Origin of the sequence: Azospira sp. APE16, from assembly GCF_047901315.1 — a bacterium.
GTDB classification, from domain to species: Bacteria; Pseudomonadota; Gammaproteobacteria; order Burkholderiales; family Rhodocyclaceae; genus Azospira; species Azospira oryzae.
The window spans coordinates 1,795,226-1,809,376 of the sequence record NZ_CP179682.1; the positions used below are offsets into that span (position 1 = coordinate 1,795,226).

Annotated in this window: 11 protein-coding genes; 8 read left to right on the top strand and 3 right to left on the bottom strand. The window is 68.9% G+C overall.

Annotation, left to right across the window (positions count from 1 at the left end):
• The first annotated feature begins 19 nt into the window (after window positions 1-19).
• Complete coding sequence (locus tag ACLSSQ_RS08575) at window positions 20-925, top strand: DMT family transporter (protein WP_014237738.1); 906 nt, start codon at window positions 20-22, stop codon at window positions 923-925.
• Window positions 926-946: 21 nt separating this feature from the next.
• Here the strand turns inward: ACLSSQ_RS08575 and ACLSSQ_RS08580 are convergent, their stop codons facing one another.
• From ACLSSQ_RS08580 to ACLSSQ_RS08590, 3 genes are all read right to left on the bottom strand, one after another.
• Window positions 947-1,474, bottom strand: a complete 528-nt coding sequence (locus tag ACLSSQ_RS08580; protein ID WP_014237737.1) for an adenine phosphoribosyltransferase — start codon at window positions 1,472-1,474, stop codon at window positions 947-949.
• Between the two features lie 7 nt (window positions 1,475-1,481).
• On the bottom strand, window positions 1,482-2,771 hold the full coding sequence (locus tag ACLSSQ_RS08585) for an NCS2 family permease (protein ID WP_014237736.1): 1,290 nt from the start codon (window positions 2,769-2,771) through the stop codon (window positions 1,482-1,484).
• Window positions 2,772-2,877: 106 nt separating this feature from the next.
• A complete protein-coding gene (locus ACLSSQ_RS08590) occupies window positions 2,878-3,576 on the bottom strand; it encodes a YecA family protein (RefSeq protein WP_014237735.1) in 699 nt (232 codons plus the stop codon).
• A gap of 448 nt (window positions 3,577-4,024) precedes the next feature.
• Between ACLSSQ_RS08590 and smc the strand changes: the two genes are divergently transcribed.
• The 7 genes from smc to def are packed head-to-tail and all read left to right on the top strand — an operon-like array spanning window position 4,025 to window position 14,147.
• Complete coding sequence (gene smc, locus ACLSSQ_RS08595) at window positions 4,025-7,534, top strand: chromosome segregation protein SMC (RefSeq protein WP_014237734.1); 3,510 nt, start codon at window positions 4,025-4,027, stop codon at window positions 7,532-7,534.
• Window positions 7,535-7,556: 22 nt separating this feature from the next.
• A complete protein-coding gene (locus ACLSSQ_RS08600; protein ID WP_014237733.1) occupies window positions 7,557-8,990 on the top strand; it encodes a cell division protein ZipA C-terminal FtsZ-binding domain-containing protein in 1,434 nt (477 codons plus the stop codon).
• On the top strand, window positions 8,990-11,380 hold the full coding sequence (gene ligA, locus ACLSSQ_RS08605) for an NAD-dependent DNA ligase LigA (RefSeq protein WP_014237732.1): 2,391 nt from the start codon (window positions 8,990-8,992) through the stop codon (window positions 11,378-11,380). Before ACLSSQ_RS08600 ends, ligA begins: the two co-directional genes overlap by 1 nt.
• Window positions 11,364-12,230, top strand: a complete 867-nt coding sequence (galU, locus tag ACLSSQ_RS08610; protein ID WP_014237731.1) for a UTP--glucose-1-phosphate uridylyltransferase GalU — start codon at window positions 11,364-11,366, stop codon at window positions 12,228-12,230. The genes ligA and galU overlap by 17 nt, the downstream gene beginning before the upstream one ends.
• Window positions 12,231-12,243: 13 nt before the next feature.
• Complete coding sequence (locus tag ACLSSQ_RS08615) at window positions 12,244-12,792, top strand: hypoxanthine-guanine phosphoribosyltransferase (RefSeq protein ID WP_014237730.1); 549 nt, start codon at window positions 12,244-12,246, stop codon at window positions 12,790-12,792.
• A gap of 51 nt (window positions 12,793-12,843) precedes the next feature.
• Window positions 12,844-13,596 (top strand): S-methyl-5'-thioinosine phosphorylase, encoded by a 753-nt coding sequence (locus ACLSSQ_RS08620; protein ID WP_014237729.1) that lies wholly within the window; start codon window positions 12,844-12,846, stop codon window positions 13,594-13,596.
• A 2-nt stretch (window positions 13,597-13,598) separates the two neighbouring features.
• Window positions 13,599-14,147, top strand: a complete 549-nt coding sequence (def, locus tag ACLSSQ_RS08625; RefSeq protein WP_014237728.1) for a peptide deformylase — start codon at window positions 13,599-13,601, stop codon at window positions 14,145-14,147.
• Window positions 14,148-14,151 lie beyond the last annotated feature (4 nt).

The following is a 14,151-nucleotide window of genomic DNA, read 5'->3' on the forward strand; positions in this document are numbered from 1 at the left end:
GGATTATAAAGGGCGGAGCGTGAGGGAAGAAGCGGCACGGAGAGGAAATGGCAGGCGCACCCACCTGGCCGTCGGCGCCCTGCTCACCGGCGCCCTGGTCTGGGGTGTGCTGTGGTATCCCTACCGGGTGCTGGCCGGCCTGGGCATCAGCGGCATCGCCGCCTCGGCCCTGACCTACGCGGTGGCCCTGGCGCTGGCCCTGGTCTTCTGGCGCCGGGCCCTGGCCGCCCTGCGGCCCTCCTGGCTGCTGGCGGCCATCGGCCTGGCCGGCGCCGCCTGCAACATGGGTTATGTATTGGCCACCCTGCACGGGGAAGTGATGCGGGTGCTGCTGCTGTTCTACCTGGCGCCCCTGTGGACCATCCTGCTGGCACGCTGGTGGCTGGGGGAGCAGCTGGGGGTGTGGGGGCTGGCGGTGGTGGGCCTGTCCCTGGGCGGTGCCGCCGCCATGCTCTGGCATCCGGCCATGGGCCTGCCCTGGCCCCGCAATGGGGCCGAATGGCTGGGCCTGGCGTCCGGCTTCTTCTTTGCCTGTTCCAACGTGCTGTCGCGACGGGCCCAGGCCCTCTCCATCGAGGTCAAGTCCGTCGCCATGTTCGTCGGTGCCCTGGTCATCAGCGGTGCCCTGCTGCTCACCGGCTGGGGCTCCATGCAGTGGCCCCAGAGCGGTGCCGGCGTCCTGTGGCTGCTGGGTATCGGCGTGATCCTGATGCTGGTGAACAGGGTGGTGCAGTTCGGCCTGCACCACACCGCGGCCAACCGGGCCATCGTCATCCTGCTCTCGGAGCTGGTTTTTGCCGCCATCTCCGCCTGGTTCCTGGCGGGGGAGGCCATGGGGGCGCGGGAGTGGCTGGGCGGGGCCATGATCGCTGCCGCCAGCCTGTTGTCCACCCGCCTGGAAGCACGGGTGGAAGCGGCTGCCTGAGCCGTTCTGCAGCCTATCGCCTCAGTAGCGGAGGAGGGTGAAGGTCGGCAGGCCGGCCTCCGCCAGACGGGCCGATCCGCCCAGTTCCGGCAGGTCCACCACCGCCGCCGCTTCAATGATGCGGGCCCCCAGCCGGGTCATGAGATTGACCGCCGCCAGCAGGGTGCCACCGGTGGCGATGAGGTCGTCGATGATGAGCACGTGTTCCCCCGGCAGGGCCGCATCCGTATGCACCTCGATGCTGGCCTCGCCGTATTCCAGGGCATAGGACTCCTGCATCGTGGTGAAGGGCAGCTTGCCCGCCTTGCGTACCGGGATGAAGCCGCAGCCGAGCCGGTAGGCCAGGGCGGCGCCGATGATGAAGCCCCGGGCGTCGATGCCGACCACGGCGTCGATGTGGCTGTCGGCATAGCGCTCGGCGAAGGCGTCGATGAGGCGGCGGAAGGCGGCGCCGTCCCGCAGCAGGGGCGTGATGTCGCGGAACTGCACGCCGGGCTGGGGCCAGTCGGCAATGGTGCGGATGTGGGAGGCGAAAAAGGCGTCGTTCATGGGCGGCTCAGAGCAGGGCGAATTTGAGGACGAAGGCCAGGGCGATGACCACCACCATGGGCTTGAGGTCGCCCTGCCGGCCCGACAGCAGCTTGAGGGCGGCATAGGTGATGAAGCCGAAGGCGATGCCGTGGGCGATGGAGAAGGTGAAGGGCATGGTGATGGCCGTCACCACCGCCGGAGCCGACTCGGTGAGGTCGTCCCAGTCGATCTCGGCCAGGCCGCGCACCATCAGCACCGCCACATAGCACAGGGCCGGAGCGGTGGCATAGGCCGGCACCACCCCGGCCAGGGGCGCGAGGAAGAGGGCGGCCAGGAACAGCAGGGCCACCACCACGGCGGTGAGGCCGGTGCGGCCGCCGACGGAGGTGCCGGCGGCGGACTCGATGTAGGCGGTAGTGGAGGAGGTGCCCAGGGCGGCGCCGGCCAGGATGGCGCCGGAGTCGGCCAGCAGGGCCTTCTTCAGGCGCGGCAGGCGGCCCTCGGCGTCGAGCAGGCCGGCCCGGTGGCAGACGCCGATGAGGGTGCCGGAGGCGTCGAACAGTTCCACCAGGAAGAAGGTCATGACCACGGTCAGTAGGCCGGCGTGGAAGGCGCCCTCCAGGTCCATCTGCAGGAAGGTGGGGGCGATGCTGGGCGGCATGGCGACGATGCCGTTGAAGGGCGTCAGACCCAGCAGCATGGAGGTGGCGGTGACCGCCAGGATGCTGATGATGATGGCGCCGGGAACGCGGCGCTGCTCCAGGGCCAGGATCAGGATGAAGCCGCCGATGGCCAGCAGGGCGCCCGGCTGGTGCAGGTCCCCCAGGGTCAGCAGGGTGGCCGGATGGGCGGTGATGAGACCGGCGTTCTTGAGGCCGATGATGGCCAGGAAAAGGCCGATGCCGGCGGAGATGGCGTACTTGAGGGAGCGGGGAATGGCATTGACGATGGCCTCCCGCAGGCGGAACAGGCTGATCAGCACGAACAGGCAGCCGGAGATGAAGACGGCGCCCAGGGCCGTCTGCCAGGGGAAGTGCATGCCGCCGACGACAGTGAAGGCGAAGTAGGCGTTGAGGCCCATGGCCGGGGCCAGGGCGATGGGGTAGTTGGCGTAGAGCCCCATGATGGCCGAGCCGAGGGCGGCGGCCAGGCAGGTGGAGACGAACACCGCCTCCCGGGGCATGCCGGCGGCCGAGAGAATGTCCGGGTTCACGAAAATGATGTAGGCCATGGTGAGGAAGGTGGTGATCCCCGCCATGAGCTCGGTGCGAGCGGTGGTGCCGTGGGCAGACAGTTGGAAGTAGCGTTCCAGCATCGGAAGAATCCTGGAAGATCGACGGCAGGAGGCCGTCGCCGGTGGAAGGAAGGGGTGGGTGGGTCCCGGCGGCGCGGGGCCGCCGGGGCAGGGCTTCAGCTGAGGCTCATTCCTTGCCGCAGCACTGCTTGTACTTCTTGCCGCTGCCGCAGGGACAGGGATCGTTGCGGCCCACCTTGTCGCCGTCGCGGCGCTGGGTGGCCGGGTTGCGCTTGGCCAGCCAGAAGCGGTGGATTTCGGCCACGGCCAGGGGCAGGTCGTCCTGGCACTGCTTTTCCATGTCGGCCTTTTCCTTGCCGTCGGGCCATTCCTCGCCGTGTTCCTTGGCGGCGGCCTCGGCTTCGCCGGTCAGCACCATGAAGGGGAACAGGCGCTCGTCCAGCCATTCCAGTTCCTCTTCGTCGGCGATGGCGTCGAACCAGTCTTCCGGCGCCGCATCCACGCCCAGCAGGTAGGCGGAACACCAGGGGGCGAAATCGCTGGGGGCGTCGTCCCCTTCCTCCTGGCCGTAGAGCAGCAGCACGGGAGGCTCGCCGGAGTTGAGCAGCTCGGCCTGGCCGGCGGCAAAGCGGCGCAGCAGGCCGGTCAGTTCCTGGCCGGCGGGGCTGGCGGCGGCTTCGTCGCTGCCCAGGACCTCGGCCAGCCATTCTTCTTCGGGCACCGGCACCGGGCCGCCCAGGGTGGCGCAGAGGTAGCCCTGGATTTCGTCCAGGCGCAGGGTGTCTTCCAGGGCCGGGTCGTCCAGCAGGACTTCCAGACGGTCCAGGTCGGCATCGTTGAGCGGGGTGGGGGGAGTGGTGGTCATGGTGAGGTCTCAGGGTTTGATTTCAGTGGAATCCGGGTGCAACAAATCGGTCGTGTGGGGCCTTGGCCGGGGCTGGTCTGCCGGCGGCGGTGTCGTGCGGCAGGGCGGAAAACCGGACATGTCGCCTGCCACGCCGAGGCGCTTCAGGCGGGGCGCCGCACTGCCGTTGCCTGAATGAAACTGTCGGCGGACGGCCAGTTTTTGCTGCTGCCCGGCCCGGTCCCGGTTTCTGCCGGTGAAAAAGGACCGGGGCATGATGGCGGGGTAGTTCGTCCGCCACAGGCAAAATGCTATTATACGCGCCCATGTATGTGGATTCCGGGGCGCCCGCAGTCTTTTCTGGCGCCCTTTTCGTTTCATTTGGATTAACGAGAAACGCGATCCGGGCTTTTCGGGGGAAAAACCAAGTTTTCTCCTCCGGCCGACCCGCCGCCTGACTGACCCGCCGATGCGCCTGACCAAGCTCAAACTTGCCGGCTTCAAATCCTTTGTCGATCCCACCATGGTGGCCCTGCCGGGGCAGCTGGTGGGCGTCGTCGGCCCCAACGGCTGCGGCAAGTCCAACATCATGGACGCGGTGCGCTGGGTGCTGGGGGAGTCCAAGGCCTCGGAGCTGCGCGGCGAGTCCATGCAGGACGTCATCTTCAACGGCTCCTCCAACCGCAAGCCGGTGTCCCGGGCCTCCGTCGAGCTGATCTTCGACAATTCCCTGGGCCGGGCCATGGGCCAGTGGAGCCAGTACGCCGAACTGTCGGTGAAGCGGGTGCTGACCCGTTCCGGCCAGTCCGACTACCTGATCAACAACATCAAGGTCCGCCGCAAGGACATCACCGACCTGTTCCTGGGCACCGGCCTGGGCCCCCGGGCCTACGCCATCATCGGCCAGGGCATGATCTCCCGCATCATCGAGGCCAAGCCCGACGAGTTGCGGGTGTTCCTGGAAGAGGCCGCCGGCGTCACCCGCTACAAGGAACGGCGCAAGGAAACCGAAGGTCGCCTGGCCGACACCCGGGAAAACCTGCTGCGGGTGGAGGACATCCGTCTCGAGCTGGCCGGCCAGATGGAGCGCCTGGAAGCCCAGGCCGCCGTGGCCCGCCAGTACCACCAGCTGAACGACGAACTGACCCTGAAGCAGCAGGTGCTGTGGGTGCTGCGGCGCAACGAGGCCAAGGCCGAGCAGCAGCGCTTCGCCATGGAAATCGAGCGGGCCGGCACCGACCTGGAAGGCCAGACCGCCGCCCTGCGCGACATCGAGGCCCAGCTGGAAGCCTCCCGGGAAGCCCATTTCGCCGCCAGCGACGGCGTGCACCAGGCCCAGAGCGACCTCTTCGCAGTCAATGCGGACGTGGCCCGGCTGGAAACGGAAATCCGCCACCAGCGCGAATCCGGCGTGCAGCTGGAATCCCGTCTGGCCCAGCTGGAAGGCGAGCAGCAGCACTGGCAGGAACAGGCCGAGCGCCTGGACATGGACGAGGAACGCTGGCGCGAACTGCAACTGGTGGCCGAAGGCCGCCAGGAACAGGCCCAGATGAAGCTGGAGGCCCGCCAGGAACGCCTGCCCATGGCCGAGGAGGCCCAGGCGGCGGCCCAGGAGGCCCTCAACCAGCAGCGGGCCGAGATGGCCAAGGTGGAGCAGGCACTGCAGGTGGAACAGACCCACCGCAGCCATGCCGAGCGCACCCTGCAAAGCATCGCCCAGCGCCGCGACCGCATGGAGCAGGAGCGGGAAAGCCTGGCCGATCCGGATACCAGCGAGCTGGACCTGAAGACCGAGGAACTGGCCGAACAGCAGGAGCGCCTGATCGCCCTGCAGGACAAACTGGGCGCCGCCCAGGGCGAACTGCCCCAGCTCGAGGCCCGTCGCCGCGAGTTGCTGGAGGAAGTGCAGGCAGCCGTGAAGGACGTGGCCGATGTGCGCGCCCGCCGCGCCGCCCTGGAACAGTTGCAGGAGCGGGTCCAGTCCGGCGGCAAGGTGGGTGAATGGCTGCGCCGCCACGGCCTGGAAAGCCGCACCCCCCTGTGGAAGCGCCTGGAGGTGGACGCGGGCTGGGAAGACGCGGTGGAAGCCGTGCTGCGCGAACGCCTCAACGCCGTTTCCCTGGAAGACCCGGTGGCCCTGGCCGCCCTGGTGGACGACAAGCCGGCGGGCAAGCTGACCCTGCTCCTCTCCGGCGCCGCCGAAGCCCCGGCCGGCGGCCTGCTGGGCCGCATCCGCTGCCATGAGCCGGCCCTGGCCGGCGTCCTGGCCGACTGGCTGCACGGCATCGATTGCGTGGACAGCATGGAGGCGGCCCTGCAGCGGCGCGCCAGCCTGGCCCCCGGCCAGCTGCTGGTGACCCGGGAAGGCCATCTGCTGAGCCGTCACAGCCTGACCCTGTTCGCCCCCGATTCGGCCGAACACGGCCTGCTGGAACGCCAGCGGGAAATCGAGGCCCTCGCCGCCGCCCTGGACGACAAGCAACTGGCGGTGGAAACCGCCCAGGCCCGCCTGGCCGAAGTGGAGGAACGCATCGCCGCCGGCCAGAGCGACAGCCAGAACCTGCGCCGCCGCACCCAGGAACAGCAGGACCGCATCCACACCCTGCAGATGGAAGTGATGCGGCAGAACCAGATTCTCGAGCGCATCCGGGAACGCCACGCCCAGATCGAACAGGCCGCGGCCGAACTGGCGGCGGAAGAGGAAGTGGAGCAGGAGCGCCTCTTCATCGCCGACGAGGCCATCGCCCAGCAGCGGGAAAACCTGGACGCCCTCCATGCCCGCTTCGCCGGCGTGCGGGCCCGCCTGGAAGAGGCGGACCGGGCCCTGCGCGAGGAGCGGGAGGCCCTGGCCAACGTGGAGCGGGAACACCGGGAAGCCCAGTTCTCCCTGCGCGAGGCCGAAGGCAAGCTGGCCGAAGTGGCCAACAACCGGGTCATGTCCCAGCGCCAGCTGCAGCGCATCGCCGACGACCTGGCCCAGTGCCGCCAGACCCGGGAAAACCTTCAGGTCGAGATTCTCGAACCCAAGCTGCAGGAAGCCCTGGAACAGCGCGTGCTGCGCGAGCAGGCCCTGGCGGCCCAGCGGGAGGCCATGGAAAACGCCACCCAGGCCCTGCGCCAGCTGGAAGAGCAGCGCCTGAAGATCGAGCAGGGCCTCAACCCCATGCGCGACCGGGTCGGCGAACTGCGCCTCAAGGAACAGGCGGCGGCCCTCAATGTGGAACAGCTCACCGCCCAGCTGCTGGAAGCCGGCGCCAACGAGGAAGTCCTGGCGGAACAGGCCCAGGCCTTCGCCGGCACCAAGGCCAGCAGCCTGCAAAGCTCCATCGGCAGCCTGCAGAAGGCCATCCTGGAACTGGGAGCGGTGAACCTGGCGGCCCTGGAGGAACTGGAATCGGCGACCCAGCGCAAGCAGTTCCTCGACGACCAGGCGGAAGACCTGAACACCGCCATGGAAACCCTGGAAAACGCCATCCGCCGCATCGACAAGGAAACCCGGGACCTGCTGCAGGCCACCTACGACACGGTGAACCGGCACTTCGGCGAACTGTTCCCGACTCTCTTCGGCGGCGGCGAGGCCCGGCTGGTGATGACCGGCGACGAGATCCTCGATGCCGGCGTGCAGATCACCGCCCAGCCCCCGGGCAAGAAGAACGCCACCATCCATCTGCTCTCCGGCGGCGAGAAGGCCCTCACCGCCATCGCCCTGGTGTTCGCCATGTTCCAGCTCAACCCGGCGCCCTTCTGCCTGCTCGACGAAGTGGATGCGCCCCTGGACGATTCCAATACCGAGCGCTTTGCCGAGATGGTCAAGCGCATGTCTGCCAATACCCAGTTTTTGTTCATCAGCCACAACAAGATCGCCATGGAAATGGCCCAGCAACTGGTGGGCGTGACCATGCAGGAATCCGGGGTGTCCCGGATCGTCGAGGTGGATATCGCCGAGGCCCTGCGCATGCGCGAACAGGTGGCCGCATGACCCCGATGGAAAAGGAAAAGCCATGACCGAATTGCATATTGGCCTGTTGGCTTTCGGCGGCGTCGCCGTGGTTGGCGTGCTGGCCTACAACAAGTGGCAGGAGCGCAAGCACCGCCAGGTGGCCGAGCAGATGCTGCGTCCCAGCGACGAGGACGTGCTGCTCGACGGCGAGGAGGATGCCGTGGAGGAAGAGGGCGAGGAGGAATACGCCGTCCTCATCCAGCGCGACGAAAACGGCGAGATCATCCGCGCGCCCCAGCTGGCCCAGCGCAAGGAGCCGGTGTTCGAGGCAGAGGCGGAGCCGGCCCCGGCCGCGCGCCAGGAACCGGTGTTCAACTTCGACGACGAACCGGCCCCGGCGGCCGAACCCGTCTATGCCGCCGAAGCACCCCGGACCGCCGCCAAGGCCACGCCCCAATCCGCCCTGGACTTCGATGCCGAGCCTGCCCTGGCGGTGAAGCCCGCTGCGCCTGCCTTCGCCGCGACACAGGCCCAGGGTGCCCTGTCCATCGACCCGATCGCCATGCCCCTGCGGGAAGCCGCGCCGGCCGTGGCTGCGCGGGCACCCGCCAGCGAGATGCCAGCCCCGGGCGAAGCCGAGGCCCCCCGCACCCTGATGGCGCCGGCCCTGCCCACCTTCCTGCTCTCTCCGGCCGCCGACTACATCGTGGCCCTGGAAACCGTGGATTTCATTCCCGCCGGCCAGTTCATGCAGTCCCAGCGGGAAGCCCTGCTGCGCATCGGCAAGCGGGTCACCTGGGTCGGCCTCAACGAAGGCAGCGGCGAGTGGGAAGTGATGGACGAGAACAGTCCCCAGGAGTACCGCCGCCTGCGCATCGGCGTGCAGCTGGCGGACCGCCGCGGCGCCATTTCCGACGCCGAGCTGTCCATCTTCCACACCGCCATGCGCCAGCTGGCCGAGGAATTCATGGCCGTGGCCGACCTGCCGACCCGCAAGTCGGCCCTGGAAGACGCCTACGAACTGGACCGCTTCTGCGCCGACGTGGATATCCAGATCGGCATCAACGTGGTGGCCGTGGGCCAGCTCTTCCCCGGCACCAAGATCCGCGCCCTGGCCGAAGCCGCCGGCATGGTGCTGGAAGCCGACGGTGCCTTCGTCCGCCGTGACGACGACGGCCGGGTGCTGTACACCCTCAGCCACCAGAGCCAGCAGCCCTTCACCGCCGAGGCCATGAAGACCCTCTCCTGCCACGGCCTGACCTTCCTCCTGGATGTGCCCCGGGTGCCCAACGGCGACCGGGTCTTCAACCAGATGGGCGACCTGGCCCGCCGCTTCGCCGATTCCCTGCACGGGGTGGTGGTGGACGACAACCGTCAGCCCCTGACCGAGGCCCTGCTGGAGCCCATCCGCAAGCAGGTGGCCCAGTACCAGGGCGCCATGGCCCAGCGCGGCCTGGTGGCCGGCGGTTCCCTCTCCCTGCGCCTGTTCGCCTGATGCCGGTGGGGGAAGTCGCCCGGGCCCGGGCCGCGGCCCTGCGGGCCGAGCTGGAAAGCCACAACCACGCCTACTACGTGCTCGATGCGCCGACGGTCCCGGACGCGGAATACGACCGTCTGTTCCGGGAACTGCAGGCCCTCGAAGCCGAGTATCCGGAGCTGCTCAGCGCCGATTCGCCGACCCAGCGGGTGGGCGGCAAGCCCCTGGACAGTTTTCCCAGCGTCAGCCATGCGGTGCCCATGCTCTCCATCCAGACCGAGACGGATACGGAGCCCAGCGGCGCCTTCAATTTCGACGCCCGGGTGCGCAAGGAGCTGGAGCTGGAGGAGGGCGCGGCGCCGGTGGAATACGCCGCCGAGCTGAAGTTCGACGGCCTGGCGGTGAGCCTGCGCTACGAGCACGGCGTGCTCGTCCAGGGGGCCACCCGGGGCGACGGCGCCAGCGGCGAGGACGTCACCCAGAACCTGCGCACCGTGCGTTCCATCCCCCTGCGCCTGCAGGGCCCGGCGGCAAGCCTGCCGCCCCTGCTGGAAGTGCGGGGCGAGGTGTACATGCGCCGGGACGACCTGGCCCGCTACAACGAAAAGGCCCTGGCCCGGGGCGACAAGACCCTGGTCAATCCGCGCAACGGCGCGGCCGGCAGCATCCGCCAGCTGGACCCGGCCATCGCCGCCAGCCGCCCCCTCAATTTCTTCGCCTACGGCATCGGCGCCGTCTCCGGATGGACGCTGCCCGCCACCCATGCCGGCCTGCTCGACGCCCTGGCCGCCTTCGGCCTGCCCGTGTGCCAGCACCGGGACGTGGTGCGGGGCGCCGCCGGCCTGGCCGATTTCCACCGGCGCATGGGCGCCCTGCGGGACAGCCTGCCCTTCGACATCGACGGCGTGGTGTACAAGGTCAATTCCCTGGAACTGCAGGCCCGCCTCGGCTTCCGCTCCCGGGAGCCGCGCTGGGCCGTGGCCCACAAGTATCCGGCCCAGGAGGCCCTGACCGTGGTCGAGGCCATCGACATCCAGGTCGGCCGCACCGGCGCCCTGACTCCCGTGGCCCGGCTGCAGCCGGTCTTCGTCGGCGGCGTCACGGTGACCAACGCCACCCTGCACAACGAGGACGAAATGGCCCGCAAGGGCGGCCTCTGCACCGGCGACACGGTCATCGTGCGCCGGGCCGGCGACGTCATCCCCGAAGTGGTGGGGGTGGTGGCCGAGCGCCGTCCCGCCGGCGCCACGCCCTTCCAGATGCCCCGCAGCTGCCCGGTGTGCGGCTCCCATGTGGTGAAGGAGGAGGGCGAGGCAGTGGCCCGCTGTTCCGGCGGCTTCGCCTGCCGGGCCCAGCGCATCCAGGCCATTCTGCACTTCGCCGGGCGCCGCATGATGGACATCGAGGGCCTGGGGGAGCGCTATGTGGAGCGGCTGGTGGAGTTCGACCTGATCCACGGCGTTGCCGACCTCTACCGCCTGACCCTGGCCGACCTGCTGGAAATGAAGCGCCTCGCCGACGAGCGGGATGGCGTCACGCCGGAGACGGTGAAGCAGGGCCAGATCGCCACCCGCTGGGCGGAGAACCTGCTGGCCGGCATCGCCGCCAGCAAGACGCCGCCCCTGGCGCGGCTGCTGTTCGCCCTGGGCATTCGCCACGTCGGCGAATCCACGGCCAAGACCCTGGCCGACTGGCTGGGCTCCCTGGCCGTGGTGCGCCGGGCTCCGGCGCCCCTCCTGGCGGCCCTGCCGGATATCGGCGCCACCGTGGCCACGGCCATTGCCGACTTCTTCGCCGAACCCCACAATGCCGCCGCCGTGGATGCCCTGCTGGCGGCCGGTGTGGCGCCGGCCGACGAACATGCCCCCAGCCCCGAGCTGGGTGGCCGCCTGGGCTGGACCGAACTCTACGCAGCCCTCGGCATTCCCCGCCTGACGCCGGTGCGGGCGCGCCAGCTGGCCGATCTGGTGCCTGAAGGCGAGGGACTGGCGGCCCTGGCACCCGGCTGCCTGGAACTGGCGGCCCTGCCCGCCGAGGTGGCGACCGCGGTGCTGGCCTGGCTGGAGGAGGAGGGCAACCGCGCCCGCCTGACGGCCCTGGCGGCCCTGCGGCGGGAACTGCTGGCGGCCCTGCCGGCCCAGGCCCTGGGGCCCCGGCCCCTGGCGGGCTTGACCTTCGTCCTCACCGGCACCCTGCCGACCCTGAAGCGGGACGAGGCCAAGGCCCGCATCGAGGCCCAGGGCGGCAAGGTCAGCGGCTCGGTGTCGAAGAAGACCGATTATGTGGTGGCCGGCGAGGAAGCCGGCTCCAAGCTGGAAAATGCCTTGAAACTGGGGGTGCCCGTGCTCGACGAGACGGCCCTCCTGAATCTGCTGAATGAGGAAAAATCCAATGAAAAAAGTGCGTAAGGCCGTCTTTCCCGTGGCCGGTCTGGGAACCCGCTTCCTGCCGGCGACCAAGGCCAGTCCCAAGGAAATGCTGCCCATCGTGGACAAGCCCCTGATCCAGTACGCGGTGGAAGAGGCCTGTGCGGCCGGCATCACCGACATGATTTTCGTCACCGGCCGCAGCAAGCGGGCCATCGAGGACCATTTCGACAAGGCCTACGAACTGGAGAAGGAACTGGCCGAGCGGGGCAAGACCGAAATGCTCAAGTTCGTGCAGGATATGCTGCCCAAGTCCATGAACTGCATCTATATCCGCCAGCCCGAGGCCCTGGGCCTGGGCCACGCCGTGCTGTGCGCGGCGCCGGTGGTGCAGGACGAGCCCTTCGCCGTGATCCTGGCCGACGACCTGCTGGATGGCGAGACGCCGGTGATGAAGCAGATGGTGGACACCTACGACTACTACCATTGCTCCGTGCTGGGCGTGCAGGACGTGCCCCGGGCCGACACCAAGAGCTATGGCATCGTGGACGCCAAGCCGGTGGCCGAGCGCCTGGAGCAGATCGCCGCCATCGTCGAGAAGCCCAAGCCCGAGGAGGCCCCTTCCACCCTGGCGGTGGTCGGGCGCTACATCCTGACGCCGCGCATCTTCCACCACCTGGAGCGCATCGGCAAAGGCTCCGGCGGCGAAATCCAGCTCACCGACGGCATCGCTTCCCTGCTCTCGGAAGAGCAGGTGCTGGCCTACCGCTACGCCGGCACCCGCTACGATTGCGGCTCCAAGCTGGGCTATTTGCAGGCCACGGTGGACCTGGGCCGGCGCCATCCCGAAGTGGGGGCCGCCTTCGGCGCCTATCTCGATTCCCTGAAATAAGAAGGAGCAGCCCATGGCTACCCGCGAAGAAGCCCTGGCCCTGCTGGCCCGGGGAGAACTGGTCCATTCCGCCGAAACCGTGTCCGCCGCCGTGGACCGGGTGGCGGCGGAAATCACCGCCCGCCTGGGGGAGAGCAATCCCCTGATCCTCTGCGTCATGACCGGCGGCGTGGTCTTTGCCGGCCAGTTGATGGCCCGCCTGCCCTTCCCGGCGGACTTCGACTACCTGCATGCCACCCGCTACGGTCAGGATACGGCCGGCGGCGCCCTGTCCTGGCGCGCCGCGCCCTGGACCAGCGTCAAGGACCGCACCGTGCTGGTGGTGGACGACATCCTGGACGAAGGCGTGACCCTGGCGGCCATCAAGGACCGCCTGCTGCACCAGGGGGCCAAGGCCGTCTATCTGGCGGTGGCGACGGACAAGGAAAACGGCAAGAATAAGCCCGTGACTGCCGATTTCGCGGCCCTCAAGGTGCCCGACCGCTTCGTCTTCGGCTACGGCATGGATGCCTACGGCGCCTGGCGCAACCTGCCGGCCATCTACGCCCTCAAGGACGAGTAATCCCGGCGGCGGCTTTCGCCGCCACCGGCCAATCTTCGGAGTTTTCCCGCAATGCTTGCAATCATCGGCGGCAGTGGCCTGACCCAGCTGGCCAACCTGGACATTTCCCACCGGGAAATCGTCCGCACCCCCTACGGCGAGCCCTCCGGGCCTGTCACCTTCGGCAACATCTGCGGCCAGCCCGCCATGTTCGTCGCCCGCCACGGCTACGGCCACACCATTCCGCCCCACGAGGTGAATTACCGCGCCAACCTGTGGGCCCTGTGGTCGAAGAAGGCCACAGCCATCGTCTCCGTGGCTTCCGTCGGCGGCATCCGCGGCGACCTGGCCCCCGGCGACATCGTCGTGCCGCACCAGATCATCGACTACACCTGGGGCCGCCGCTCCACCTTCCATGAAGGCGACGGCTGCACCGTGACCCACGTGGATTTCACCCATCCCTACGACGAGCTGTTGCGCAACCAGATACTCACCGCCGCCTCCATGATCGGCGAGGAGGTGCGCATGGGTGGCGTCTATGCCGCCACCCAGGGGCCGCGCCTGGAGACGGCCGCCGAAATCAACCGCATGGAGCGGGACGGCGCCGACCTGGTGGGCATGACCGGCATGCCCGAAGCGGTGCTGGCCCGGGAGCTGGATCTGCCCTATGCCGCCATCAACGTGGTGGCCAACTACGCCGCCGGCCGCGGCGAGAGCCGGGACGGCATCCACTTCGAGTCCATCGAGGACGTGCTGCAGAACGCCATGGGGCGGGTGCGGGGCATCATCGAGCAGCTGGTCGCCAACCACGGCGCCCGGGACTGACCATGGCCGCCGGCGTCGCCCGTCCCGTCCTGCGCATGGGCCATCCGGTGCTGCGGCAGCGGGCCCGGGAAATCACCGAGTTCGGCACTCCGGCCCTGGCCGCCCTGATTGCGGACATGGAAGCGACCATGGTGGCGGAGGGCGGCGTCGGCCTGGCGGCGCCCCAGATCGGCGTGGACCTGCGCCTGGTGGTGTTCGGCTTCGACAGCAGCGAGCGCTATCCGGAGGCCCCGGCCATTCCCTTCACAGTGCTGCTCAATCCGCAGCTGGAGCCCCTCGACAGCGAGGAGGAAGAGGGCTGGGAAGGCTGTCTCTCCCTGCCCGGCATGCGCGGCTGGGTGCCCCGCTGGAAGCGCCTGCGCTATAGCGGCTTCACCCCCGAGGGAGAGCCCCTGGAGCGGGTGGTGGAAGGTTTCCACGCCCGGGTGGTGCAGCACGAGTGCGACCATCTGGACGGCCTGCTCTATCCGGCTCGCATCCGGGACTTTTCCCGCTTCGGCTTCATCGAGGAGTTGTTTCCCGAGGGCCCCGGCACGGGGGCGGAGGATTAAAAAA

Bases quoted from the DNA above. Each gene is read 5' to 3' on its own strand.
- ligA (WP_014237732.1), top strand. From the start codon at position 8,990: ATGCCGGTGGGGGAAGTCGCCCGGGCCCGGGCCGCGGCCCTGCGGGCC.
- ACLSSQ_RS08615 (WP_014237730.1), top strand. From the start codon at position 12,244: ATGGCTACCCGCGAAGAAGCCCTGGCCCTGCTGGCCCGGGGAGAACTG.
- ACLSSQ_RS08585 (WP_014237736.1), bottom strand. From the start codon at position 2,771: ATGCTGGAACGCTACTTCCAACTGTCTGCCCACGGCACCACCGCTCGC.
- ACLSSQ_RS08620 (WP_014237729.1), top strand. From the start codon at position 12,844: ATGCTTGCAATCATCGGCGGCAGTGGCCTGACCCAGCTGGCCAACCTG.
- ACLSSQ_RS08600 (WP_014237733.1), top strand. From the start codon at position 7,557: ATGACCGAATTGCATATTGGCCTGTTGGCTTTCGGCGGCGTCGCCGTG.
- smc (WP_014237734.1), top strand. From the start codon at position 4,025: ATGCGCCTGACCAAGCTCAAACTTGCCGGCTTCAAATCCTTTGTCGAT.
- def (WP_014237728.1), top strand. From the start codon at position 13,599: ATGGCCGCCGGCGTCGCCCGTCCCGTCCTGCGCATGGGCCATCCGGTG.
- ACLSSQ_RS08590 (WP_014237735.1), bottom strand. From the start codon at position 3,576: ATGACCACCACTCCCCCCACCCCGCTCAACGATGCCGACCTGGACCGT.
- galU (WP_014237731.1), top strand. From the start codon at position 11,364: ATGAAAAAAGTGCGTAAGGCCGTCTTTCCCGTGGCCGGTCTGGGAACC.
- ACLSSQ_RS08580 (WP_014237737.1), bottom strand. From the start codon at position 1,474: ATGAACGACGCCTTTTTCGCCTCCCACATCCGCACCATTGCCGACTGG.